The sequence below is a fragment of the Paenibacillus canaveralius genome, assembly GCF_047238265.1.
Taxonomy (GTDB): Bacteria; Bacillota; Bacilli; order Paenibacillales; family NBRC-103111; genus Paenibacillus_F.
Map to the genome: position 1 here is coordinate 2,228,665 of NZ_JBDFMM010000001.1, position 24,195 is coordinate 2,252,859.

The window sequence follows — 24,195 nt, forward strand, 5'->3', positions numbered from 1 at the left end:
TAAAAAGTGAGGTGACAGATGACAAGGCAAACGCAATGGCGCATAGCGCTAGCCGCCGGCGTGTCCGGCGGGGTGCTCATACTTGGCGGGATCTTACAGTCGAGCGGATTATAAAGAAGCGGTAAGGAGGCGGAGAAATGAAAAGGCTGCTGATCTTGATTGAACCCGACAAGGAATTTGCGTCCGCATTGGAACGTTTTGTCCGTGAGGGAGAGTTTCGTGACCGGCTGGATATCCGGCGGTTTACCCGGTGCGAGCAGCTCGAAGCGGTCAGGATGGAGAACAAGGAGGCGTTCCCGCTTGTTCTGCATGCGGAAACGATTGCGGAAGAAGAAGTGAACCGCTGGCTCGGCCGGCCGCAGAATATCCTAGTTTACCGGTTGTCGGAGAGCCCGGAATGCGCGGATGTGCCGGCAGAGAACCTGATTTACCGGTATCAGCCGTTTCGTACGATGCTGAGAGATCTGCTGCTGCGGGCGGCGGAGCAAACCGGTGAGTCAGGGGGCATAAGGACCGCATTCCGAGAAGGCCGGACGAGCGTAATCGCCGTGTACTCGGCTTCCGGCGGGAGCGGCAAAAGCGTTCTCGCCCTGAATATGGCAGCGCAGCTCGCCGCACAGGGGAGGAAGGCGCTGTATGTGTCCCTGGAAGCGGTGAGCTCTTCCGCTCTGCTTATACCGGACGGCCCGCCGGATTCGTTTTCGCGGCTTCTCTATGCGTGGAGAAAATCGCGGGAACGGGCTGCGGAATATGCGGAACTGCTGCAATGCCGGCATCCCGCGTACGGCTTCGATTATTTGGCTCCTTTTCCGAACATCCGGGAAGCGGACGAGTTGAATGCGGAAGACGTGAGGAGCTTGGTCGGGCGTATCGCAGAGAGCGGAAATTGGGACGTTCTGCTGCTCGATTTGGATAGTGCCGTCCGGCCGAGAACGCTAGGGGCTCTAAAAGCTTGCGACTATGTCGTGTGGCTGGTCGCGGAAGACTCGCACGCTTTGTACAAAACTCGAAAAGTCCGGGAAGCCCTGAACTCCATGGAATCCATGGATACCTGCGCGGGCAAGAACTTATTTGTTTTGAACAAATATACGGGAAGGGAAGTAAACATGGCTATAGACGTTGACGTCACCCTATTTGGCACGCTTCCTTATATCCCCTCTTGGAAAAACGTGCCGGACCCCGCCGTCTGGTTAAACGAGCCTGTTTTTGCCGCACAGGTCGGCCGTATTTTACGAAGGTTATACGAGGGAGCTGAGGCGGTGTGAGAGAAGAATGGGTCCGTGCGTTCAAGGATGCCGTTAACGCCCGTTTGGATCCGACACAGTCCACTTCGGACGAAGAGTTGATGGAATTGATCGAGGAGGTGGTGCTAGGGGATTCGGGGGACGGCCGGCTGACGGCCGGACAAAAGTGGGAGATGGTGCAGCGTATTTTCCATTCCTACCGGGGGCTTGATGTTCTGCAGCCCTTAATCGACGATGCGTCCGTTACGGAAATTATGATCAACAGCCACCGGGATATTTTTATCGAGCGTGACGGGCGTGTCACCCGGAACGAAGCCCGGTTCGAGAGCCGGGAGAAGCTGGAGGACATCATTCAGGCGATCGTTGCCAGAGTGAACCGGACCGTGAATGAGATGTCGCCGATCGTAGACGCCAGGCTGCAGGACGGCTCCCGTGTCAATGTGGTACTCCCCCCGGTGGCGCTTCAAGGCCCGACGATGACGATCCGTAAGTTTCCAACCCAGCCGCTGACCATGAGCGATTTGATTGCCAGAGGAGCGTTGACGGAGCAGGCGGCGGAACTGCTCGCCGTTTTTGTGAAGGCGAGATACAACATTTTTATCGGAGGCGGCACCGGTTCCGGCAAGACGACCTTTTTAAATGCCCTGTCCCAAGGTATCCCGCCGGACGAACGCATTATTACGATTGAGGATTCGGCCGAGCTGCAAATCCGTACGGTTCCGAATCTCGTGAGCCTGGAAACGCGCAACGCGAACACCGAGGGGAAAGGAGGGATCGGAATCCGGGACCTGATCCGTTCGTCGCTGAGGATGCGGCCGAACCGGATTATCGTCGGAGAAGTCCGAGGAGCGGAGGCGCTTGATATGCTGGCGGCTATGAATACCGGACATGAGGGAAGCTTTAGCAGCGGTCATAGTAACTCAATCGTTGATATGCTGAGCCGTCTGGAAATGATGGTGCTGAGCGCGGCGGACCTTCCGGTGCCGGTGATCCGCAAACAAATCGCTTCGGCCATAGATCTTATGGTGCATCTGACCCGGATGAGGGACGGCTCCCGGAAGATCGTTGAGATCAGCGAGCTTGCCGGTATTGAGGATGGTGAAATCGGCTTGAATCCGCTGTTCCGGTTTGAAGATCAGGGTGAGGACGAGAACGGAAGGGTGAAAGGAAGCCTGATCTACACGGAAAATCCACTCGTTCACGGATGGAAATGCGGCGTTGCGGGGGTGAGGTTACCGGATTGGACGGCATGTGAGAGGGAGGCGGCCTCATGATGCTTCCGGTGACGGCTTGTTTGGCCGGGCTGGTTCTTTGGCTTGTTTTAATGGTGCAGGACAAGAGAAAGCGGCGAAAACTGCCGGAATCAGGCGATACCGGAGAGAAGGCGCGGAATGCGCGGCAGTTGCGGCAAGAAGATCCCCATTCTCCAAGGAACAAGCCGCTGCGCGTTTCACCGGCTGGACTTACGGATTACGGCAGCTACCGGATGACACTTCGTGAGACGGTGCTGACTTCAGGTTTGTCCGGGCTCGTTTTTGCGGGTATCGCTTTTATTTTTTACAAGGACCTTATACTTGCTTTGCTTTGCACGATGCTGGGCTTAACGGTTCCGCGTTTCCGCAAAATACGGCTGATAACCGTACGAAAGGCAAAATTGATTCTTCAATTCAAGCAGGCTCTTTATTGCCTGTCCACATCGCTCACAGCGGGAAGATCCGTAGAAAATTCGTTCCGTGAAGCGTGGAAAGACCTTCAGATGCTTTATCCTGATCCGAACTGCCTTATTGTCCGGGAATTCGAAATCATCATAAGGCGTTTAGATAACGGGGAGCCGATTGAACATGCCGTGGCGGATTTTGCGGTGCGGGCACAGTGCGAGGATGTTACGAATTTTTCCGACGTATTCACGACCTGCAAACGGACGGGGGGCAACCTGGTTGAGGTCATCCGGCGAACTGCCGGCATTATCGGAGATAAGCTGGACATTGAGCAGGACATTTCGGTTATGGTGGCCCAGAAAAAGCTGGAGTCGCGCGTACTTCTTGCCGCCCCCGTCTGTATGGTTGCGGTGCTCGGATTCAGCTCCCCCGATTATATGGCACCTCTGTACAGCGGCACGGGTCCCCTCATTATGACGGGAGGACTGCTTGCTTTGGGAGGCTGCATGTGGCTGACGGGCAAGATTATGGATATAAAGGTGTGACGACATGCTTGTACTACTGGGTTTAAGTATGAGTTCTTTTTCGGCTCTGCTGCTCTTGTACGTCCTCGGTTCCAGGCGCTTTAAAGGTATGAGGACGGACTATCCGTGTACGCTGCATATGAGAAAGCTGGCTTCCGCGGGTCTTTATGCGGTCGAACGGTTCAAAACGATGGAGCGTTTCCCGGATGCGGGTGTCCGGATTATGCAGCGGATCCGTTCGCTTTACGGTCATAAGGACACGCTGTTTATGGCGAAGCTTGTGATGGGAGATATGTTTTTGACGGCTCTGCTCGTTCTCCTGCTCAGCGGCCTGCTGGGTATTGCGGGAGGCGGAGACCCGGCAGTTTTGCTCCTCGGTTTGCTGGGTGCCGGTTTAACTCCTTTACTGGTGCTTAGACAGCTCGATCAGAAAATCATGCTGCGAAAACGCCGGATAGTTCTGGAGCTGCCGGAAGTGCTGAGCAAGATGATTCTGCTTATTAATGCGGGAGAAACTCTCCAGAAGGCGCTGATCCGAAGTGTGGATTCATCACGGGCTGCGGCATCCCCGCTTCACGCCGAGTTCGGGCAGGCAGTACGGGAACTGGAGATGAACGTGTCCCTACCCAAAGTGCTTGAGGATTTGAGCAAGCGGTGCGCCATGCAGGAAACGGCACTGTTCACAACGACAATTTTGCTGAACTACAGAAGAGGAGGAGAAGATTTTCTGGTCGCCCTGCGCTCGCTCGCCAAAGAATTATGGGACCGCCGTAAGGCGGAGTCCCGGAAGCTTGGAGAGGAGGCTTCCTCGAAGCTGGTGTTTCCGATGGTGGCAATTTTTCTCGTTGTCATGATTATCGTTGCTTCGCCCGCCGTCCTGTCCATAAATGGCTGACGGACAAAAACGATTCACATTTTGGGAGGTTACCTATAATGAAGAACCGATTACAAACAGCCGCAGTGCGTTTCTGGAACGATGAGGAAGGGCTGGGCACGCTTGAAATTTTGCTTATCGTAGCCGTACTTATAGCGGTAGCCGTTATTTTCAGAAAGTGGATTATTAAATGGTTCAATGAACTGATTGGTAAAGCGGATACGGAATTTAACAATTCCAAAAGCGATGATGCCATTAAAGCGCCGTAGCAGGATGCTTGTAAAATTGAAGACGGATAAAGGCCTGCTACGTCTGTTCCGTTCCCAAGCGGGCAATTTCACCCTGGAAGGGACCCTGCTGTTTCCGGTAATGATCTTCATTACCTTAACCCTTATCCTATTCGGCATGTTTGTGTACAACCGCGTGGCCCTTCAGCAGCAAGCCGGTATCGCGTCCGAACGAGCCGCCTTTTCGTGGAACAACAGCCGTAAAGACCCCGTAACGGGAGCTTATACACCGGGAGCCGGAGACGGACTCTACTGGCGTTTAACGCAGGACGGCATTCTCGGTATTTTCGGCTATAGCGGAAAATCGTCGACTGTCCAAGTTCCGGGCTTACCGGGAGGCAGCGGTCCTGCGGGTAAGCTGTCGCGCGTGGCCGCTCTCCTGCCCGCCGGCGCTCGCGGCTCCATGTCGTACGTGAATCAGCTATGGGAACGCAAAGTTTCGGCAGAGCTGGAGGCGCCCTTTCGCACGCGTTCCTTTTTACCCGGGAACGTTATACGCGACCATGTTAGCGGGCAGGGTATTTCGCACGTAGTCGATCCCGTTGAATTGATCAGGACCGTGGATCTGACACGCAGCTACATACCGGCGATAAAAAACCGCATTACCGCATCGAAGGCCAGGGAAGTGCTGACCGAGCCCGCAGCCGGTGCCATTCCTTCCACAAGCGGGATCACAAGCGAAGCGCAGGCAAGCGCCTATATCCGGAAGCTGGTCAGCGGGCGGAAAACGGAGGTAATTACCCCGGAGGGTGATAAAAGAACGATAGACGCCTTGGATGCCGGCGGGACGGCGCATCTCGCTTTTTACACGTTCAATGAGAAGAACCTGAGAGAACAAATGCGTAAAGACGTTCTTCTGAAAAAGGAGGGAACACAGGTTAAAGGGATCGTATGGCACTTTTTCAAAACCAAATCGGGAAAAGCGCCCTCACAAGCCATTCAGCGGGAGCTGGCTCAAAACGGCATCTCCGTCATTTTGCACGAATAAATCGAGGGCGGCTTTGGCTGCCCGGAAAGGAGCGTGTTTTGAGAAGCTTCTATAACTCCGAAAATGGTGCCGTTTCAATTTATTTGATTATTATCATTGTTCCTATTTTTTTTCTGCAGGCTGTCTTGATCGATTTCGCACGGGTTAAGGCGGCAGAGAGAGAAGCGGATACGGCGGCACGGGCTGCGGTACGATCCGTTTTGTCCGCCTTCGATCCCGAGCTTCAGAAATACGGACTGTTCGGTCTTACCGAAGAGCCGGAAAGCTCCGCAGCTTTGTTCGACTTGATCTACAAAGAGAATCTTTCGGGCAGTTCGAACGGTGTTTTTTATAAAATGCTGGATACAAAACCGGAAGAAGGGGCAAGGTCGCTGGCCTCTCTTTACACGCTAGCCAATCACAGCGTATTTAAAGAACAACTTCTTGAACATATGAAATACGCGGCGCCGATTGAATTCGCCCTGGAAATAACGGATAAGCTCCAAAAGCCGGGTGCCGTCAAAACGATGACAAACGGCGCGGCCTACGCCAAAGAAGCGGAAAAAATCGAAAAACTGCTCGCCAAGCGGGAAGATTTGCTCGATAAGGCCTGGTCGGGAACCGTCAAAATGAAGGAGGAGCTGAACGGCCGGCATCATACCTACCGGGCAAGAATAACCGAACTGAACCGTCTTTCGGAGCTTATCGGCTTAAATACCGCGGACGAGGTAAGGTCGCAAATCAAAACATTGGAAGAGCAAATTCGCTCGCTCTCGGACTCTATATCAAATATGAACGGCTCCATTGCAGCCGCAGCAGCTTCAGGACCGGAAGCGGCGGCCGCAATTCAGGGAATGATGGATAGCATTCGTTCGCTTCAAGATCAGATGTCTGCTCTGCAAAACAAGCTTTCCGATCTGAAGACCTTGCTTGAAAATATTTTGAAATACACGGCGCTTCTGGCGGCAACCAAGATTGAAATCGTCCGTGATGACGAAAATGTGCAAAGTATTCAAACATCCGTACAGGAGCTGCTCGGCGAAGCGAAGAAAGCAAACGACGAGCTGAATACAGAACTGAAACGCTTGTCCTCGTCTGAGGGGAATGAACTTAAAGCGTTCGAAGCGTTCAAAAGTTTGAAAATTGTTAGCGAAGACGATTTACGTGTCTATATGACGGGAGTTGCTTCAAGCGCGGCTTTATTCAGCGGTTTTCGCAGCGGCATCGGAAGCACCAATCTGTTCACGAATGCAAATGCTCAAAAAATACACGCCGCAAACGATGCTTACCAGACCCAGATGGATGAAACCTACCGCAAACAGCTTGCTAGTGAAACGGAGCGAAACAAGCGGAACGAGAATATCCGCAAAGAAAAAGAGAAGCAGCGTTCGAAAATACAGGCGGCTTTAGATCGGGCCAAGCAGGCTATGGGAGAATGCGGCACGGATCAGGCAGGAGGATCGGTTTCGTCTTTCTACGAGACTTTAGAGGGGAATGGGGAAGAGGGGTTATACCGGAAATACATGACGTTAAACGAGAGTGCTTCAAATGCCGGCGGCCGTACCGTGTACGATCTGGAAGGCAAGCCCGATATCGAAATCCAGCATGCCATGAGTTTACTGGAGCGGCTTGGCCAAGCGGGTGAAGCTATCCGCAACGAGCTGTTCGTAAACGAGTACGCCTTATCTCAGTTTAACTACAGAACGTATGGGCGGGAATTGGACGGGTCGGGGCAGATAAAGCCGCTTCACGCGCTGTCCGATCCGTCCGGTCATAAGCTTCCCGGTCAAGAAGTCGAGTATTTGCTGTACGGGTTCAATTCCTGTGCCAAAAACATGTCCTCGGCTTACGGTGAAATGTTTGCGTTCCGTTTTGCGGTCCACATGGTCGAAGAATTGATGGACCCTAAAAATGAAATGCTCCAGGCGGGATCCCCGCTGCTGGTACTGCTGGTCAGTGCAGCCGAGGCTGCCGTCAAGGCGTTGGCGGATATGGACAACTTAACTGAAGGAAAAGCAGTGCAGATATCCGGCAAATTGACGAATCCTTTGTTTACTTTCACTTACAAAGACTATTTGCGGATTTTTCTTCTCCTGCACGGCGGAGACACGAATCTTCTGGCACGACTTCAATCCTTGGTCGAACTGAATTCGGAGCGGCCGCTGGATAACGCGGTAACATACATACAAGGGACCGCCGAATCTTCCGTATCTTTATGGTTTTTGCCTGGTTTAATGAAGCTGATGAACGGGACTGGCATTTCCTCCTGCGAAGTAAGAGAGAACCGGTGCCGGTTTATCAGCCGTACGGAACTGGCTTACTAGAGAAAAACGCCAACCAACGGGATGGAGCGATTGTATGCACATTTTTAGAAAAAGCGAGCAAGGGGGGATGGTGCTGGAAGCGGCACTCATTTTGCCGATGTTCGTCGGATTTATCGTCGCTCTTATCGTGTGCATTCAAATAGCGGTAGCGGATATGGCACTGCGGTCTGCGGTAAGTGAATCTACAAAGGTTCTGGCCGCGGGACTTTATCCGGCGGAAGTGCTGTATATCCAGGGGAAGGAATCTTTCGATCGGACAGCGCTGGCATCCGGAGGGCGGCAGGTAACGGAAGCTCTTCAAAACATAAGAGAAAAAGCCGCACAAGCGGGAGAATTTATCGAATCGGTTGAAGCTTATATTCCTGATCCGGTAGTCGGACTTCTGGCATGGGTCCGCCAAACGGGCGAAAACGGTGTTGATGGAGTGAAGGATGCGGCAAGTGAGGCTCTGTCAGATGCCATGAAACCAGTCGTGTACAGTTTTGCGGACAAACGGATTTTGAAGAAGGAACGATTCCGCATCAGCGGGGTAACGCTGCCCAGCTTAACTAATAGGGAGAAGGCTTATCTGGGGTTTGAAGCCACTTATAATTATCGTCTTGCCGTTCCATTTTTCAGCCGTACCCTTGTTTTGAAAAAGAAAGCGCTCGAGCGGGTCTGGCTGGGCGCATAAAGGAGATACACCACCATGGAGGAGCTGCTGCTTTCTCTTCTAATTCTGGCCGCGTTTGTAACCGATGTACGAAAATCGGTCATTCCGAACGTCTTGACTGCCGCAGGTGCCTGCAGCGGAATTGTCTATCATTTTCTTGCCGGTGGCTGGAACGGACTCTTTTTCTCTCTGGCGGGCTGCTTGACCGGTTTTGCCGCGCTCTTAATTTTGTATGCGGCGGGAGCTCTCGGGGCGGGAGACGTGAAGTTGTTCGGGGCGATTGGAGCTTTAACGGGCGTGGCTTCCGTTTTTACGTGCGCGGTTTATTCTTTATTGTTTGCCGGGGCAATCGGGTTGGGCTTGCTTCTTGTCAGAAAAGAAGGAGTCAAACGATTAGGCCGCTTGTTAGGCGGAGTGGCCATGTTTTTATGTCTTAAAGATATGTCGTTCTGGAAAAGTCTGAAACAAAAGGATCAGCTGCGGTTTCCTTTTATGTATGCGGTACTGCCGGGGGTTCTGGCTGCTTATTGGTACGGAAGCCTCGCTTTTAACTGATTCCCTTCAGGAAAGTGAAAGGATGTAGCTATGGAACGGTTCGGATTGCAGACAAGCATGCGGTTATCACAAGGCAGATGGTTGGAAGTGGGCTTGGAAGAAGGGCTGACATTCGGGCTACTGGCGCCTACACAGCTGAAAATGATTCAAAAATATCCGATTCCCGGGGTGTTGCCTTTAAAAACGGAAGAGATCGGCGGTCAGCTCAAGCTGCTCTATGAACTGGGTTCCAGGCGGTCACTGGCATCTATTCTTAAGGAGCATAGTCCTAATCTCGCCGGATGTCTTCAACTGCTGCACGAAGCGGCGGCTTGTGTGGGCGACAGCGGCAATTTCATGTTGAACGAAGCTCAATTTTTAGTGGATAAGAATTATATGTATATGGATAAAGGGTGGGCAGACGTCTCAATGCTGTGCCTGCCATTAAAAGAATTTCCGGCCGCGTCCGTTTCCGGTAGTTGGGGAGTGCTTGTGCGTGACTTAGGCAGGCGGCTCACGGTCCAAGAACAAGGAGGCCTTGGGAGACTTACGGAGTACTGTGAGCGTGAAGATTTTTCTGTTCGAGAGTTTAAGAGGAGAGTATATCTGGAAATAAGCGAGTATCAGCAAAATTTTAGAACTGATGAACAGGAAGGAGGGGACGAGCCGGATTTGCTAATTCGAAGTTCGCCCCTCATGGAATCAGGTATAGAGAATCCGGCGGATTTTGGTAAACGGGAGGTTCGGCCGTTTTCTGTTTTGTCAAACGCAGAAAGGAATATATCTGTGACGGAACCGCTGCAGTTTCACAGTCAGAATAACAAGGCCGTTGACGATCATTTGCCAAGGGAGAACGACCACGTGCTGCAAGAACGGACCCGATCGGCCCACGGGATTGCACATGAGAGTCATATCGAACGTAAGCCGCCGCGCGGAGCTGCAAAGAAGTTTATCCAAAAACGTCAACAACTCACAACGGGCGGCAGCCATCCTCCTGTGACGATCGCGTCTCCGGCGGCTGCCTCTCCGGGTTTTGCGCAGCCGGTCTCGCCGGGCCATGCCGTTTCCACTAGGGATTTCGCCGGGAGTTCCGGTGGCGCGGCTTCGGTGGCCTTTGCAAAAAGTTCACCTGCAGCGGCCGGCGCTGCTGTAACGTGTTTTTCCGCAGGCGGAGCCGCGGTAACTCCCTCCATGCGCGAAGCGATTCAACCGCATGCGGCGCCTTCACGCAAGGCAGTTACGCGCACCGCTCCGCCGCCGGCTGCCGCTGCCGCAACCGCGGCTGCGCCAATCGTGCCGCCGCCTGCCGGAGCGGCGGCCTCTGCGGGACCGCTTCGCGGGTCCCGCGCCAAAATCCTCGCGCTGGGAGGCGCATTCCTGATCATCGGGATGATCTGGAACGCTTATTTCAGCGCTCCCGGGACCCCGCTGCTCTATATCAGCAGCGGAGTGACGCTGCTGGCGCTGGATGCCGCTTACATACTCTTGGCTGTCGGCCTTCCGGGCCGCCGTAACAGCCAATCGAAAGAAGCGGCATCCTCCGGCAGCAGCCCGTATCCGCCTGTGGCGGAGCAGGAGCCGGTGTCGCTGGAACAGTACTACGCCCGCTTGGGCGAACGTACGACGCTCCTGGCTCCCCCTCTATCTGCGCCGGCAACCGCAGATGAAACGGTTTTCCTCGGCGCCGAGACAGCTCCGCCCTCCGCGAACTTCCGTCATCCCGTACTTGAAGTTATGCGGGAAGGGCGGAAAGAAACGATCCTCCTGGATACGGATTCTTTTATAATCGGGCGCGGGGAAGGGGATGCCGATTACATCGAAGATGTGCTGGGAATTTCCCGGATTCACGCGCAATTTATACGGACGACGGAAGGTTATGCGGTTAAGGACCTCGGTTCGCGAAACGGTACGTTTCTAAACGAGGGGATGCTGGTTCCTTATCAGTTGGTCCCTTTAAAAGACGGGGACGTGGTGCGGATGGTTTATACCGAATTTAGCTTCCGGTCATGCCGATGAGTTCCGGTCCCGGTACGTTAATGATATAATGGACAGGTTGTTGAAGAATCGGGAAAGAGGAGAATGCCCAATGATTACACATGTCGTGTTTTTCAAGCTTAAGGATCGCAGCCCGGAGTCCGTCGAGCAAGCAAAAGCCAAACTGCAGAACATGGAAGGCAAAATTTCCGAACTGCTTCATATCGAAGTAGGGGCGGATGTGATCCATTCCGAACGTTCTTATGATCTGGTTTTGATCACCAAATTCAACTCCCTGGAAGACCTCCAAGCTTATAATGTCCACCCGGTCCATCAGGATGTGCTCGCTTATATGGGGGAAGCCAAAGACGGCGTCGCTCCTTGCGTAGACTTTGAAAGCTAATTGTTTAGTCAATCTGCTGTTTCCTCAAGAACTTGCCGTTTATCGCGGCAGGTTCTTCTAGCGTTTTAGCCGACGGCCGAACATGCGTGTGAGCGTCATGATCCTCATTTCAAGGTGAGCGGAATCTTTGGTCCCTATGTCATTCACTATCGGAAATTTCCTTCGAACTACGGCTTCGTCCACTGTGGCGTGAGGCGCTGGATAAGCTAATTTTATATTCGTCTTTCTTCTTTAACACGTCACCCGCCCTAAAAGCTTCATCTACCCCAGTTTCCCCAACATCGCCTGCATTATGATCCTTTCCTTCCTCCATCATCTTGTTTCTTGCTGCCTGTCTTTAACAAAAAAAACGGCCGGCTCCTGTTCGGAGCGGACCGCTTTTCCATAGCTGAATTTTATGAAATTTAAGATGGAAAATTTACGTTTCAGATCATAGCATGAAATCGAATAGTCATATTCGCGTATTTATTTAAAAAAACAGATCAGTTCGCGATAAACTCTTGAACCCATTCGCCGTTATAGTAAGCGACTCCGATTTTTGTGAAGTTCGGGCTCAAAATGTTTTGACGGTGACCCGGGCTGTTCATCCAGGAGTTCATCACATCCTGCGGAGTGCGCTGTCCTTGGGCGATATTTTCACCTGCATACGTATAGGAGATGCCGTAAGATTTCATCATATCAAATGGAGACCCGTACGTTGGAGAGTTGTGGTCGAAATAGTTGTTTGTATACATATCCTTCGCTTTATCCAGTGCCATGGCGGCCAGCGCGCTGTCTGAAGCGAGCGGTTTTAGGCCGGCTTTTGCGCGTTCCTGGTTTACAAGCGTTACAACCTGGTCCGCAAATTCCGATTGGGAAGCGGCCGGTTTTTCAACCGGTTTCGGTGCCGGAGTTACAGCCGGTGCGGAAGGCTTGGTTGTCGGTTCCGGCGTGCTTACGGGCGCCTGGGTTTCCGGAGCGGGAGTGCTCGGTTTTGCCGAAGGTGCGGCAGGCTTCTGGACTTCCGGTTTCTTTTCAGGCACGGAAGGTGAGGCCGGTTTACCGGCAGACGGTTTTTCCAAAGCTGGCGGCGCAGACGGTACGACGATCTGCATGCCTTTCCAAACGAAGTTCGCATTTTTCAATTGCGGATTGGATGTGAGAAGAGAGGCAAGATCAATGCCGTATTTGTTCGATAGGGTCGAAAGCGTGTCCCCGCCGGAAACGCTGCATGGCACGGCGGATGCGGATGCGGCACCTGCTCCGAAAACGGACGTGAGGGCGAAAACACCGACTAGTGCTGCTTTTTTGATAGATTTCAAGTTAGAATCTCTCCTTTTTCGGCCTGCGAGGTTAGCTGACGGATTCGGGTCAAAGAGCAATCACCCGGCCATAAACATCATGGCTTCACCCCAAAAATGGGTTCCCCCGTGCTTCCGTAGAAGCTTCGGCCTTGTTTTTTTGCTTTCCGCCTGAGATGAGCAGCAGCATAACACTGTGCGGCGCTGCGTCCCGGAAGAAGCCTTTTAATCCTAGCATGCGATTTGCTAGATTTCACGGGTCAAAGTTTTCCAACAGCGGCCGGATTGTTTTCCTCAAAAGAGGTTTATCGTTTGAAAACAGCGGGGAAACAGTGTAGTATCACCTGTATGAGAGCGCTATTGAACGTAAGGCCGGATCGGCTGAAATGCTCGTAATCCGGACCCGCTTGTACAAGACTGATGGACAAAGGGAATTTCGGGGTATTAAGTAGAAGCAAGACTTTACATAGCGTCCGGAAACGGCAGGCGGCAGCCGTCAGACGGGGATTTTTCCGCTGCGCGGTTTCGTTTGCGAGGACAACATTACTCGTACGGGGACAGAAAAGGAGAGGTTGAGTTATGGAGCAAGTAAACAGAACGTATCTGCTCGAAGTGTTGGACATGCTTTTGAATACGCCGAGTCCGAGCGGGTACACCCACCACATTATGGACAAAGTGAAGGCGGAGGCCGAGAAACTGGGTTACAAGCTGGAACTGACGAATAAAGGCTGCGGCATCATTACGATTCCGGGCAAACGGAGCGATTACACGATCGGGCTCTCGGCTCACGTGGATACGCTGGGAGCAATGGTTCGCTCCATCAAGGACAACGGGCGTCTGCGCCTCACATCGGTAGGCGGTTTTATGATGGCGGCCATCGAAAACGAGTACTGCCGCGTTCATACGCGCCAGGGACTCAGTTATGAAGGCACGATCCTGACCACTAAACCTTCGGTCCACGTATTTCCGGATGCGAGAGACCACAAACGCGTCGAGGAGAACATGGAAGTCCGTCTGGACGAACTGGCTTTCAACAAAGATGAGGTACAGAAGCTGGGAATTCGTGTCGGGGATTTCGTGTCTTTCGAGCCGCGGGTCCGCATGCTGGAGAACGGGTATGTGAAATCCCGCCATCTCGACGATAAAGCGAGCGTGGCCGCCCTGTTCGCTCTTATGGATCTGCTTAAGAACGAGCTGATCGAACCGGCCTGCACCGTTAAAATCATTTTGACCACTTACGAAGAAGTCGGCCATGGAGCTTCCTACATCCCGGCTGATATTAACGAGCTTGTCGCAGTCGACATGGGGGCCATGGGGGACGATCTGACCTGCACCGAGCAGGACGTTTCGATCTGCGCAAAAGATTCCAGCGGTCCGTACGACTACGCGATGACTTCCCAACTGATCCGCCTCGCGGAGCACTCCGGTATACGCCATGCGGTGGATATATATCCGCAATACGGTTCGGACGCTTCGGCGGCGCTTCGCGGAGGCAGCAACATCCGTGCGGCGTTGATCGGCCCCGGTGTTCATGCCTCGCATGGCATGGAACGCACGCATGTGGACGCCATTGCGGGAACCGCTTCTTTGCTGCTGCAATATATTTTGCATCCGGCCGCGGCGGCGAACGAACCGGGGCAGCCCGAAAATCCCGTAAGCCCGGTCTGATCACTCCGGGAACCGGACTCTACTTCCGGCTGGTCTCATCCGACGCCCAGCGGCGGACATGGGAGCAGCCGGATTCATTTGGCGTTACCGCTTAAGGACGGAGGAACTCATGAGTATTATTCATGCCGAACATCTTGTAAAAACTTACGGAGAGAAAATTCTCTTCGACGATATTTCCTTTACGATCTCGGAAAAACAACGGATCGGCCTGATCGGCGTCAACGGCACCGGCAAGTCTTCTCTGCTGAGAATTTTAGCCGGTTTGGAAACGCCCGACTCCGGATCGATCGTTCATTCGAATCATTTCCGGGTGGAATACTTGCCCCAGCAGCCGGAGTTCGACGAACGTTCGACGGTCTTGGAGCAGGTTTTTTACGGGGAGACGCCGCTTATGAAGGTGCTCCGTGATTACGAGCAGGCGCTTGCCGCTCTCGAAAACAGCCCCGAAGACGAAGCTGCCCAGCAGAAGCTGATGCGGGTGCAGGCGAGGATGGACGAGCTGGACGCGTGGGAAGCCGGCACAACGGCCAAGACCGTTCTGACGAAGCTGGGCATTACGGAATTCGGCAAGCCTGTCGGCGAGCTGTCCGGCGGTCAGCGGAAGCGTGTGGCGATGGCCCGCGTACTGATTCAGCCCGCCGACCTGCTTATCCTTGATGAGCCGACCAACCATATCGATAACGAGACGGTTGACTGGCTGGAGCAGTTTTTAAGCAAGTGGAAAGGCGCTCTGCTGCTCGTCACGCACGACCGCTATTTCCTGGAGCGCGTAACCAGCCGAATCCTGGAGCTTGACCGGGGCAGCATTTACAGCTATGAAGGCAACTATACGACGTTTCTGGAAAAAAAAGCCGAGCGCATGGAGCGGGAAGCCTCCAGCGAAGACAAGCGCCGCAATCTGCTCCGCAGAGAGCTCGCGTGGCTGCACCGCGGCGCGAAAGCCCGCACGACGAAGCAGAAAGCACGCGTCGAACGGGCGGAGGAGCTGCGCGACCGCAAAGTCGACGGGCCTGCGGCTAAGCTCGACATGGCTCTGGCGGGCAGCCGCCTCGGCCGCAAAGTCATTGAGCTCAAGCAGGTGAGCAAAGGCTACGAAGGCCGCGAACTCATCCGCGATTTCAGCTACATCGTGCTGCCGGATGACCGGATCGGCATTATCGGCCGCAACGGAAGCGGCAAATCGACGCTGCTGAACATGCTGGCCGGACGCCTGGACCCGGACACCGGGGAAATCGAGCGGGGAAGCACCGTCAAGCTAGCCTACTACACACAAGAAAGCGTTGAGATGGATGACAAGCAGCGTGTCATCGAGTATGTCCGCGAGGCGGCCGAAGTCATCCGCACCAAAGACGGAGAGAGCATCACGGCGGCGCAGATGCTGGAACGATTCCTGTTCCCGCCGAATCTCCAGTGGACGCCGATCGGAAAACTTTCCGGTGGCGAGAAGCGAAGGCTCTATCTGCTGCGTACACTGATGGGAGAGCCGAATGTCCTCCTTCTTGACGAGCCGACGAACGATCTCGATATTCAGACCCTCTCCATTCTGGAAGATTATCTGGAGCAGTTCCCGGGTGCCGTCATCACGGTGTCCCATGACCGTTATTTTCTGGACCGGACGGCCGACCATCTGTTTTCGTTTACGGGCGGGGGCGAGATCGAACGGTATATCGGCACGTATTCCGAATACCTGGAACTTAAAGAGCAGCCCGAAGCCTCCGAGTCTAAGCCCGAGTCCAAAGAAAAAGCCCGGACACAGGCCCCCGCATCGTCCGCTCCATCCGACGGCGGTGCCGGAGCAGGCTCCGGCGGAGAGCGTGTCAGGAAGAAAAAACTTTCCTTCAACGAGCAGAAGGAATGGGATACGATTGAAGACCGCATCGCCGGGCTCGAAGAAAAGATAGAGCGGATCAAGAGCGATATCGTGAAGGCCGGAAGCGACTACGGCCGGGTACAGGAGCTGTACGCCGAGGAGATCGCCGCGGGCGAAGAGCTTGAACAGGCCATGGAACGCTGGACCGTTCTCTCCGAGCTCGTGGAGGAAATCGAGCGCGGCAAGTAAGCTCATTCCCGCAATTTCAAGCGGGCAGCCCTTTTTTATGGTATACTAAAAGGAATTGGCTTGGAAGAAGCCGTGATTCTACAAAAAGGCAGGTTAACCGCACTTATGATCACTGTAACGGATGTAACGCTTCGGTACGGCAAACGCGCTCTTTTCGAAGACGTTAATATTAAATTTACTCCCGGCAACTGCTACGGCCTGATTGGCGCTAACGGGGCGGGAAAATCCACGTTTCTGAAAATTTTGTCCGGCGAAATCGAGCCCAACAAAGGCGACGTTCATATCGCTCCGGGCGAACGTATGGCGGTTCTGAAGCAGAACCACTACGAGTTCGATGAAACCGATGTTCTGAAAACAGTTATGATGGGCCACGCGCGCCTCTTTCAGATTATGGAAGAGAAGGACGCTCTCTATGCGAAATCGGATTTCTCCGAAGAAGACGGAATCCGTGCGGGCGAGCTTGAAGGCGAATTCGCCGAGCTTGACGGCTGGCAGGCGGAATCCGATGCGGCCGAGCTTCTGATCGGTCTCGGCATTCCGAAAGAACTTCACGACCAGAAGATGAAAGATCTGGACGGCAACGAGAAAGTCCGCGTCCTGCTTGCCCAGGCGTTGTTCGGCAGCCCGAATATTCTGCTGCTCGATGAGCCTACCAACCATTTGAATCTCGAGTCCATTCAATGGCTGGAGAACTTCCTGGCCAGATTCGAAGGCACCGTCATCGTCGTATCCCATGACCGTCACTTCCTGAACCAGGTTTGTACGCATATCGCCGACATCGATTTCAGCAAAATTCAGATGTACGTCGGCAACTACGACTTCTGGTATGAATCCAGCCAATTGGCTTTGAAGCTTGCCAGAGAACAGAACAAGAAAACCGAAGAGAAGCGCAAGGAACTCGAAACGTTTATCGCGAGATTCAGCGCCAACGCTTCCAAGTCGAAGCAGGCGACATCCCGTAAGAAACAGCTCGAGAAGCTTACGTTGGACGACATCAAGCCTTCCAACCGTAAATACCCGTTCATCAACTTCAAGCCTGAGCGTGAAGCGGGTAAGCAGCTTTTGGCGATCGACGGAGTCAGCAAGTCCGTTGAAGGCCAGAAAGTTCTCGACAATATTTCCATCACCGTCAACAAAGGCGATAAAATCGCTTTCGTAGGTCCGGACGGTCACGCGAAAACGACCTTGTTCCAGATTTTGATGGGCGAAACGGAAGCGGATGAAGGCACCTACACATGGGGCGTCACCACAACCCAGGCTTATTTCCCGAAAGACAACTCGCAGTACTTCGACGGTGTCGATATGAACCTCGTCGACTGGCTGCGTCAATATTCCAAAGATCAGGACGAATCGTTTATCCGCGGCTTCCTGGGCCGGATGCTTTTCTCCGGCGAAGAAGCGCTTAAGAAAGCGAGCGTTCTGTCCGGGGGCGAGAAAGTGCGCTGCATGCTCTCCAAGATGATGCTTGCAAGCGCGAACGTTCTTATCCTTGACGAGCCGACGAACCACTTGGATCTCGAATCCATCACGGCACTCAATAACGGTCTGATCGACTTTGACGGCACGATGCTGTTCGTATCGCATGACCATCAGTTCATTCAGACGATTGCCAACCGCATTATCGAAATTACGCCGAAAGGTGTAATCGACCGGATGATGCCTTACGACGAATATCTGGAAAATGAAGATGTGCGCCGTCTGCGTGAAGAATACTACGCTTAACGGGTAGAGGCTTTCGAACGGAATACACAGAAGAGGCGCTTGGATGCTTATCATCCGGGCGCCTTTGCTGCGCTCTGGGACGCGGGAACATTTAGCAATACCATCAATTGAGCTTCCAGGCTGACTATGCGAAATTTATATGGAAAAGAGGGCTGCATCGTATGTTTGATCCGACGGTTTACGAGAATTTGAAAGTCGTCCTGGAAGGGGCCGTCTATGATTTGGATCTGTCCGGCGAGATTCTGGTGACGAACCGGTCGGACGTCATGGATCTGTCCAGCCTGGGCCGCCATTACCGGATCCGATTTGTACTCTGCGGCGGGGAGGAGAACACGGCTTCTCCGTGGGCGGAGCTTCATCTGGCGGCCGGACTGGAAGATTTGGCGGCGGAGCTGCTGAGCCGTAAAAGCGCCGAGCCGGGCTGTACGCTGACGGTAAGATTCGGATTCCTTACCCACGATCCTTCGCGGGACTGCCCCGCTGCCGGGTCCTCGCTGGAATCCATCTGGAGCGGAAGGCCGCTCATCACCCAGACGCTTTCTTACGTGTTCGGTTCCGAAAACGAAGGCTGGCACAATGAGGTGCTGCTCGAATTCGGCCGCAAGGTCAACGAAAGCCATCTGGACGACTTCGAAGGACTGCTGGAACATACGCTGATGTCTCTGTCCGTACTGAGAGACAATCACGCTTCCTGAAGATGGCCGGGGCACTCACGTTTGCCCGGACTCATGCCCGCTGGGGCACTGCTCTGCTTTTCCCGCAGCGTGCAAATTCTCGGCGCGCGGAGCCCGGCGCCATAGAACGATCAATCCGGAGAGTCTCGCGGCCGGAATATGTTTTTTTTTACGGAAAGGAGATTGGTATGCAGGATTGGAACGATGAGCAAATCGGGCAGGCCCTCAAAGAAAAACAGTCGTTCGCCGTATTTTTTCATACCCCTTTTTGCGGAACTTGCAAAGTCGCCAGACGGATGCTGGACGTGGCTCTAACGATAGAGCCTGAACTGCCCCTTAAAGCGTGTAATGCGAATTACGCGGGGGCATCCGTGCAAAAGTGGAAAATCTCGTCCATCCCCTGTATAGTGGTGGTAGAGAAGGGAACTGCCGTACGATTCATTTACGCCGTGAAATCGGTGGATTACTTGCTGTTCGAACTTCGTTATTTGACGGGCATGCAGCATCTGAGGATCGTCGCGCCGTCGGATTATCCGGAAAATACTCCGTAAGAGAGAGGAGCATCCACTTATGAACTATAGAAACGAAAGCACTGCTTCTGTCGGTGATCTGGTCATAGCCACATACAAAACGGGAGAGTACATCGGCCGCATCGTGGAACCGCCATCCAATATTAAAGCGGCCGTTCAAGTTCTCGCGGTCGTTAAGCATCCTTCGCAAGGTGATCTTCATAACCCGCAGCAGGGGGATGTCCCGTTCTTTCATCAGCGCCGTGCGCTTGCTTTCCACGAAATCGCGTTGATGCCGCTGTCGAGCATTCATGCCTATCACGGCAATGTGCCGGATTACACCCTTTCGCTCCAGCAGGCTCTCGAACGCGAGCTGAACATGCTGCATCAGACAGAAGAATGGGCGAGACGTTCCATTGCGGAGCTGGAAGAGCTGCATCGCGAATATTTCCCACAATAGCGGGCTGGGCTGGACATGCAGGTTTTGAGTTTTGATAAACATACGGCATGCGCAAATAGATCACGTTAAAAAGCAAAAAATCCTGTATTCACGAATCGTGAACAGGATTTTTTTGCTTTTCATCTTCCGGATGACGTCGTCTACCGACAGGAATAAAATTCGTCAACCGGCAGCCATTCCCTTTATTGCACAAAATCGCGCTAATGTTTCGGTACGTCTACCACCGCGTTACCTGCGATGCCGTTGGGCGCTTGCGTTTTGTTATGGAACCAGAAAGCCGGCGTGTCTTTGATCCCGCTCAGGATAAGCCGGAATTCTTTTTTGGGGAGACGGTCCGACCGGATTAGCAGATTGCTGCCGTCAACCGATATTTCCCCCGGATTCAGGGAAAAGCTCTCCGCGCCTGCCGAAACCGTCACGTTACCTTCGGTTTTCGCCGAGCTTTCGTCGATTCTTTTCTGAAAAGGGATCTTCACTTCCGTGCGTGAAAGCCGCTGAGCTTCACCCGGAACGGGAGCTTCCTTGTACATATAACCGCCCAAGTGGTATTCGTACGCGGTCCAGGTAGAATACCCGAGTGCACGGACGGATTCGGAAAAAGCGCTCAACCAGCCCCCGTCCTTAACCATGGGGAGGGACGAGCCGATGTCCGCCTGAACGCCGAGCGGAAGCCCGGGATGCTCCGCTTTGATCGGGTCCGCGAAAATCTTGTACTGCTTCACATAATCGGGAGGGAGGCTATCCTGCGGTTTAAGCCAGTCGGGCCAGTGGGTTTGAAGGAAATGGATGTCCGGCTTAACCCGGCCGACCATGGCTGCGGCATCGAGGCCCTGCAGTTCCCTCAGCATGTCAAAGGAGCCCCGACCCGCATCTACCGCCAGTGACCAGGTGGCCACGAGGATATCTTTCCGGGCTTCCCGGACGCCGCCTTTTCCGTTGATCAGCTCGTTCAGGAAATCGTTCACGGCTTCAACGCGGAAATCGACCCACTTCCGGTAGGCCGCCGTATCGGTCAAATAATAGTGGGGCGAAGACGCGTCGGTAAAATCGGGCATCTCCAGGCCCGTTTTGTCGCGGAACGCTTTCTGCGCGAGTGGCCCTACGTCCCCGTACACGCCGCGGTTTATTCCGTCCCATTCGGGGAAATAAGGCTCCGCGACCTCGATCCCGTCAAAAGGATAATCGCGCACGAGCCTGGCGAGCGCCTGCTTTTTCCACTGGACATAGGCACCGCTGTGGGGAGAGAACCGGTAATACCCGTCGTTCAGAGGCTTAAGCAGACTCCATCTGCCATGAAGGCCAGTCCGCGGGAAAACGTGCCGTAGAATAGCTTCCGTTACCGAGAACGAGCGCCCATACGCCGATGCCTTTTGCCTGGAGAGCTTCGATAAAGGCGCGGTTCACATCGTTTTCGTTGACGACAAAATAATGAACCGTTTTGTATCCGCGCTGAAGCAATTCATCGGCTATGCTTTCGGGCGTCCGGTTCTGATAATAGCCGAAAGAGGGATCAACCTGGATAGAAGGGCCTTGGAGGGCGGCTGCTTTGCGTTTTTTCTCGGCGGCTTTGGAGTGAGGGGCCGGGGCTCCGCGGTCTTCTTCTTGTGCCGATGCGGGCATGGCATACAAAAGCTGGGCGAAGAACGTCATCAGAATCAGCAGCGTAAGAGGCTTAAATAACCTGCCGCCAATCAGGCGGGGACCGTACTTTTTCCGACTGGTCATGCGTCATTCCTCCTTGTTTTCGTTAGGGTGGGGGTTCGGTGACTGTCTTATGAGCGTGTGTGCCGATAAAATAGTTCGCTTTTTAAAATAAAGAGAAAAATATATTCTTCATAAACGTTTATATAAAAAATAAAGTGTTTTATTCCTTTCCAAATCCGCTTGGCGAAAACCTTTTTGAAAATATGGCCGGAAGGCTGATGCTGTCCTTCATTTGTGTTAAAATAAAGCCGAACTTACTTTAACGTGATATCGGAGGGTTTTGCACAATGGCACTCAATGATGAGATCAGAATAGGCGTCATCGGCGCGGGCAATATCGGTAACGTGCATATACTAGGGCTGCTAGAAACCCCGGGCGTTACGGTAGCCGCGGTTGCTGACGTGTTTCTTCCGCTTGCCGAAGCGCGGGCCAAAGAACATCAGATCTCTAAAGTTTACGGAAATGGTGAAGATTTGATCCATGATCCCGACATAGATGCAGTGGTTATCGCCGTATCGAACGAATGGCACGCCCCCCTCGCGGTAAAAGCGCTTCAGGCCGGCAAGCACGTCCTGCTGGAGAAGCCGATGGCCATCGATGTGAAGGCCGCCAAGGAAATCGTCCTGGCCGAACGCGAAAGCGGCAAAGTTCTGATGATTTCGCATCAGCGCCGGTGGGAGCCGCTCAATATGCAGGTGAAGGAGCTCGTTCAGCGCGGCAAGCTCGGCAGCATCTATCATGCCAAAACCGGCTGGCTGCGGCGCAAAGGAATCCCGGGTTGGGGCACATGGTTTACCCAGATGTCCAAATCCGGGGGCGGGCCGCTGATCGATATCGGCGTGCATATGCTGGATTTGTCCTTGTCACTCATGGGCAATCCGCGTCCGGTGTCCGTCTATGGCGCTACCTATTCGGAATTCGGGCCCAAACGCCGCGGAATCGGCAGCTGGGGCAAACCGAACTGGAGCGGCAGTTATGACGTGGAAGACTTGGCGACGGCCCTGATCAAAATGGACAACGGCAGCACGCTTACGCTCGATGTGAGCTGGGCGGCGTTGACCGAAACGGACAATCAGCCGTATATTCATCTTCTCGGCACGGAAGGCGGAGCGACGCTGAGAGGAAGCTCCTATGGCAAACTTTTTGCGGAAATGTTCGATAAGGAAATCGATGTTGAGCTTCAGCTGCCCGAGCAGCAGACCGATCCGCGCCTCCTGATGAATATGCATTTTCTGGAATGTATCCGGACCGGAAGCGAACCGATGACCTCCGTCATGTCGGGCTATACGAACAACCTGATTCTCAATGCAATCTACGAATCGTCCCGTACCGGCAAAGAGGTTGAACTGGACTGGGATTTATCTAACTAACCCGGGGGAGCTGCAGAAAAGTGGATTGGATGGCGTTAAGCTTAATCGGAACGATCGCGTTTGCCGTCAGCGGCGCGATCGTCGCAATGGAAGAGGATTATGATATTCTGGGCGTATATGTCCTGGGCTTTGTAACGGCATTTGGCGGAGGGGTTGTCCGCAATCTGCTCATCGGAGAGAAAGTGACGATGCTCTGGCAGCAGGGATTCCAGTTTACGATTGCGCTGGCCGCAATGACGCTGGTCTTTATATTCCCGCTGGCCTGGATCAAGCGGTGGAAATCCTGGGAATCGTTCTTCGACGCCATCGGTCTGGCGGCCTTCTCCATACAGGGGGCGCTCTATGCGTCCAATCAGGGGCTTCCCGTAAGCGCCTCGATCGTAGCGGCCGTACTTACGGGAATCGGGGGAGGGATTATCCGCGATCTCCTCGCCGGACGCAAGCCTCTTGTTCTTAGAGATGAAATTTATGCGGTCTGGGCCATGCTGGCCGGCTTTCTTATCGGCATCGGCTGGCCTCAGAATCCGCTCGGTCTGATTATTTTGTTCATGATCGTTGTCGTATCCCGGATGTTCTCGGTCATCTTCAAGTGGAAGCTTCCGCGCCGTTCCCTGCGGACGCTGCTCCAGCAGAATGACGTGCCGAACAAACAGCGGCCGCCCGCTTTGCAGGAAGAAAGGAGAGAGTTTGATGTCAGCTGAATCATTCTCGGCTCTCGGCAAAATTTCCGGGGACCTGCTTCAGGAAAGGCTCCAAACGGTCAAAGATTTGAAGCAGGGCGAGCTGGAGATGTACGCTTTGACCAAAGACAAGGAAACCGGCGAGCATTATGTGCATTATGCGTACAGACACCGGCAGATTTCGGGGACGGGCGAGGAAGAGCAGTTTCATCAGCTCCTCCCCGTAGAAAGCGACGATGTGCTCGGGATTCTTTTCTCGGATCAGCCCTACGAGTATCCGGCCGCCTGGAACCGTCCGTTCTTGCGAAACGGTCCCGAAGGGTTTTACATCTGGTTCGATCCCGGTTACGCCGAAGATACCGATGGGGATGAATATTTTGCAAGGGAAGTCCGGGAACGGCTTCTCCGGATGAAGCAGGCGGGCAAAGTGGACGAAGAAGCGGTCAAGCAGCTTTTTCGCGAGCTCGATGAATTGAAATAAGCGTTGCGGAAAGCGTCCCTCCGGGGACGCTTTTTTTGTCGGGCGCAAAGTCTGTGGCAGGCACGGCGCCTGAGGCAGAAGCCGGAGGACATCGGAGGGCACCAGACGACAGAAACCAAAAGATCCCCTTACTGTATCGTAAGGAGA

At 53.7% G+C, this 24,195-nt stretch carries 23 protein-coding genes, 1 pseudogene and 1 riboswitch; of the genes and pseudogenes, 21 read left to right on the forward strand and 3 right to left on the reverse strand.

From position 1 onward, the window contains the following. Positions 1-137: 137 nt before the first annotated feature. From ABC395_RS10505 to ABC395_RS10560, 12 genes and pseudogenes are all read left to right on the forward strand, one after another. Complete coding sequence (locus ABC395_RS10505) at positions 138-1,265, forward strand: P-loop NTPase family protein (protein WP_413002811.1); 1,128 nt, start codon at positions 138-140, stop codon at positions 1,263-1,265. Next, a complete protein-coding gene (locus tag ABC395_RS10510) occupies positions 1,262-2,518 on the forward strand; it encodes a TadA family conjugal transfer-associated ATPase (protein ID WP_413002813.1) in 1,257 nt (418 codons plus the stop codon). The genes ABC395_RS10505 and ABC395_RS10510 overlap by 4 nt, the downstream gene beginning before the upstream one ends. Then, positions 2,515-3,447 (forward strand): type II secretion system F family protein, encoded by a 933-nt coding sequence (locus ABC395_RS10515; protein ID WP_413002815.1) that lies wholly within the window; start codon positions 2,515-2,517, stop codon positions 3,445-3,447. Before ABC395_RS10510 ends, ABC395_RS10515 begins: the two co-directional genes overlap by 4 nt. Positions 3,448-3,451: 4 nt before the next feature. Then, positions 3,452-4,321, forward strand: coding sequence for a type II secretion system F family protein (locus tag ABC395_RS10520; RefSeq protein ID WP_413002817.1), 870 nt, complete (start codon positions 3,452-3,454; stop codon positions 4,319-4,321). A 38-nt stretch (positions 4,322-4,359) separates the two neighbouring features. Continuing rightward, the gene (locus ABC395_RS10525) at positions 4,360-4,569 is read left to right on the forward strand and encodes a Flp1 family type IVb pilin (protein WP_413002819.1); all 210 of its coding nucleotides are present in this window, start codon (positions 4,360-4,362) and stop codon (positions 4,567-4,569) included. Positions 4,570-4,585: 16 nt separating this feature from the next. Beyond that, complete coding sequence (locus tag ABC395_RS10530) at positions 4,586-5,575, forward strand: TadE/TadG family type IV pilus assembly protein (RefSeq protein ID WP_413002821.1); 990 nt, start codon at positions 4,586-4,588, stop codon at positions 5,573-5,575. A 38-nt stretch (positions 5,576-5,613) separates the two neighbouring features. After that, entirely contained in the window at positions 5,614-7,878 is a 2,265-nt protein-coding gene (locus tag ABC395_RS10535) for a hypothetical protein (protein WP_413002823.1), read from the forward strand. Positions 7,879-7,912: 34 nt separating this feature from the next. Next, positions 7,913-8,551 carry a hypothetical protein gene (locus tag ABC395_RS10540; RefSeq protein WP_413002825.1) on the forward strand — a complete coding sequence of 213 codons (639 nt, stop codon included), beginning with the start codon at positions 7,913-7,915 and terminating at the stop codon, positions 8,549-8,551. A 15-nt stretch (positions 8,552-8,566) separates the two neighbouring features. Beyond that, on the forward strand, positions 8,567-9,085 hold the full coding sequence (locus ABC395_RS10545) for an A24 family peptidase (protein ID WP_413002827.1): 519 nt from the start codon (positions 8,567-8,569) through the stop codon (positions 9,083-9,085). Between the two features lie 141 nt (positions 9,086-9,226). Continuing rightward, positions 9,227-9,505 (forward strand): annotated as a pseudogene (locus ABC395_RS10550) (DUF6382 domain-containing protein); the annotation flags it as partial. A 345-nt stretch (positions 9,506-9,850) separates the two neighbouring features. Then, positions 9,851-11,080 carry an FHA domain-containing protein gene (locus ABC395_RS10555; RefSeq protein WP_413006721.1) on the forward strand — a complete coding sequence of 410 codons (1,230 nt, stop codon included), beginning with the start codon at positions 9,851-9,853 and terminating at the stop codon, positions 11,078-11,080. A 70-nt stretch (positions 11,081-11,150) separates the two neighbouring features. After that, the gene (locus ABC395_RS10560; RefSeq protein WP_413002828.1) at positions 11,151-11,441 is read left to right on the forward strand and encodes a Dabb family protein; all 291 of its coding nucleotides are present in this window, start codon (positions 11,151-11,153) and stop codon (positions 11,439-11,441) included. A 482-nt stretch (positions 11,442-11,923) separates the two neighbouring features. Here the strand turns inward: ABC395_RS10560 and ABC395_RS10565 are convergent, their stop codons facing one another. Beyond that, positions 11,924-12,742, reverse strand: a complete 819-nt coding sequence (locus tag ABC395_RS10565) for a CAP domain-containing protein (RefSeq protein WP_413002830.1) — start codon at positions 12,740-12,742, stop codon at positions 11,924-11,926. A 5-nt stretch (positions 12,743-12,747) separates the two neighbouring features. Continuing rightward, a riboswitch (cyclic di-AMP (ydaO/yuaA leader) is annotated at positions 12,748-12,883 on the reverse strand. A gap of 417 nt (positions 12,884-13,300) precedes the next feature. Between ABC395_RS10565 and ABC395_RS10570 the strand changes: the two genes are divergently transcribed. From ABC395_RS10570 to kapB, 6 genes are all read left to right on the forward strand, one after another. Further along, positions 13,301-14,389, forward strand: coding sequence for a M42 family metallopeptidase (locus ABC395_RS10570; protein ID WP_413002832.1), 1,089 nt, complete (start codon positions 13,301-13,303; stop codon positions 14,387-14,389). 109 nt (positions 14,390-14,498) lie between these two features. Then, positions 14,499-16,448: an ABC-F family ATP-binding cassette domain-containing protein gene (locus ABC395_RS10575; protein WP_413002834.1), complete on the forward strand. Its 1,950-nt coding sequence runs from the start codon at positions 14,499-14,501 to the stop codon at positions 16,446-16,448. A 105-nt stretch (positions 16,449-16,553) separates the two neighbouring features. Next, positions 16,554-18,170: an ABC-F family ATP-binding cassette domain-containing protein gene (locus ABC395_RS10580; RefSeq protein WP_413002835.1), complete on the forward strand. Its 1,617-nt coding sequence runs from the start codon at positions 16,554-16,556 to the stop codon at positions 18,168-18,170. Positions 18,171-18,331: 161 nt separating this feature from the next. Further along, complete coding sequence (locus ABC395_RS10585; RefSeq protein WP_413002837.1) at positions 18,332-18,865, forward strand: hypothetical protein; 534 nt, start codon at positions 18,332-18,334, stop codon at positions 18,863-18,865. 167 nt (positions 18,866-19,032) lie between these two features. Continuing rightward, positions 19,033-19,395: a thioredoxin family protein gene (locus ABC395_RS10590; RefSeq protein ID WP_413002838.1), complete on the forward strand. Its 363-nt coding sequence runs from the start codon at positions 19,033-19,035 to the stop codon at positions 19,393-19,395. A 19-nt stretch (positions 19,396-19,414) separates the two neighbouring features. Next, complete coding sequence (gene kapB, locus ABC395_RS10595; protein ID WP_413002839.1) at positions 19,415-19,813, forward strand: kinase-associated lipoprotein KapB; 399 nt, start codon at positions 19,415-19,417, stop codon at positions 19,811-19,813. Between the two features lie 200 nt (positions 19,814-20,013). Here kapB and ABC395_RS10600 read toward each other — a convergent pair whose 3' ends face one another. Beyond that, a complete protein-coding gene (locus ABC395_RS10600; protein ID WP_413002841.1) occupies positions 20,014-21,003 on the reverse strand; it encodes an N-acyl-D-glucosamine 2-epimerase in 990 nt (329 codons plus the stop codon). Between the two features lie 82 nt (positions 21,004-21,085). Continuing rightward, positions 21,086-21,538, reverse strand: a complete 453-nt coding sequence (locus tag ABC395_RS10605) for a hypothetical protein (RefSeq protein ID WP_413002843.1) — start codon at positions 21,536-21,538, stop codon at positions 21,086-21,088. 266 nt (positions 21,539-21,804) lie between these two features. Between ABC395_RS10605 and ABC395_RS10610 the strand changes: the two genes are divergently transcribed. The 3 genes from ABC395_RS10610 to ABC395_RS10620 are packed head-to-tail and all read left to right on the forward strand — an operon-like array spanning position 21,805 to position 24,048. Continuing rightward, positions 21,805-22,887, forward strand: coding sequence for a Gfo/Idh/MocA family protein (locus tag ABC395_RS10610; protein WP_413002845.1), 1,083 nt, complete (start codon positions 21,805-21,807; stop codon positions 22,885-22,887). Between the two features lie 20 nt (positions 22,888-22,907). Further along, positions 22,908-23,588, forward strand: coding sequence for a trimeric intracellular cation channel family protein (locus tag ABC395_RS10615; RefSeq protein WP_317953856.1), 681 nt, complete (start codon positions 22,908-22,910; stop codon positions 23,586-23,588). Continuing rightward, positions 23,578-24,048, forward strand: coding sequence for a hypothetical protein (locus tag ABC395_RS10620; protein WP_413002848.1), 471 nt, complete (start codon positions 23,578-23,580; stop codon positions 24,046-24,048). Before ABC395_RS10615 ends, ABC395_RS10620 begins: the two co-directional genes overlap by 11 nt. Positions 24,049-24,195: the final 147 nt, after the last annotated feature.

Coding starts and splice junctions, on each gene's coding strand:
- ABC395_RS10580 (WP_413002835.1), top strand. CDS start 16,554: ATGATCACTGTAACGGATGTAACGCTTCGGTACGGCAAACGCGCTCTT.
- ABC395_RS10570 (WP_413002832.1), top strand. CDS start 13,301: ATGGAGCAAGTAAACAGAACGTATCTGCTCGAAGTGTTGGACATGCTT.
- ABC395_RS10560 (WP_413002828.1), top strand. CDS start 11,151: ATGATTACACATGTCGTGTTTTTCAAGCTTAAGGATCGCAGCCCGGAG.
- ABC395_RS10620 (WP_413002848.1), top strand. CDS start 23,578: ATGTCAGCTGAATCATTCTCGGCTCTCGGCAAAATTTCCGGGGACCTG.
- ABC395_RS10540 (WP_413002825.1), top strand. CDS start 7,913: ATGCACATTTTTAGAAAAAGCGAGCAAGGGGGGATGGTGCTGGAAGCG.
- ABC395_RS10525 (WP_413002819.1), top strand. CDS start 4,360: ATGAAGAACCGATTACAAACAGCCGCAGTGCGTTTCTGGAACGATGAG.
- ABC395_RS10585 (WP_413002837.1), top strand. CDS start 18,332: ATGTTTGATCCGACGGTTTACGAGAATTTGAAAGTCGTCCTGGAAGGG.
- ABC395_RS10590 (WP_413002838.1), top strand. CDS start 19,033: ATGCAGGATTGGAACGATGAGCAAATCGGGCAGGCCCTCAAAGAAAAA.
- ABC395_RS10610 (WP_413002845.1), top strand. CDS start 21,805: ATGGCACTCAATGATGAGATCAGAATAGGCGTCATCGGCGCGGGCAAT.
- kapB (WP_413002839.1), top strand. CDS start 19,415: ATGAACTATAGAAACGAAAGCACTGCTTCTGTCGGTGATCTGGTCATA.
- ABC395_RS10545 (WP_413002827.1), top strand. CDS start 8,567: ATGGAGGAGCTGCTGCTTTCTCTTCTAATTCTGGCCGCGTTTGTAACC.
- ABC395_RS10515 (WP_413002815.1), top strand. CDS start 2,515: ATGATGCTTCCGGTGACGGCTTGTTTGGCCGGGCTGGTTCTTTGGCTT.
- ABC395_RS10605 (WP_413002843.1), bottom strand. CDS start 21,538: ATGACCAGTCGGAAAAAGTACGGTCCCCGCCTGATTGGCGGCAGGTTA.
- ABC395_RS10520 (WP_413002817.1), top strand. CDS start 3,452: ATGCTTGTACTACTGGGTTTAAGTATGAGTTCTTTTTCGGCTCTGCTG.
- ABC395_RS10575 (WP_413002834.1), top strand. CDS start 14,499: ATGAGTATTATTCATGCCGAACATCTTGTAAAAACTTACGGAGAGAAA.
- ABC395_RS10505 (WP_413002811.1), top strand. CDS start 138: ATGAAAAGGCTGCTGATCTTGATTGAACCCGACAAGGAATTTGCGTCC.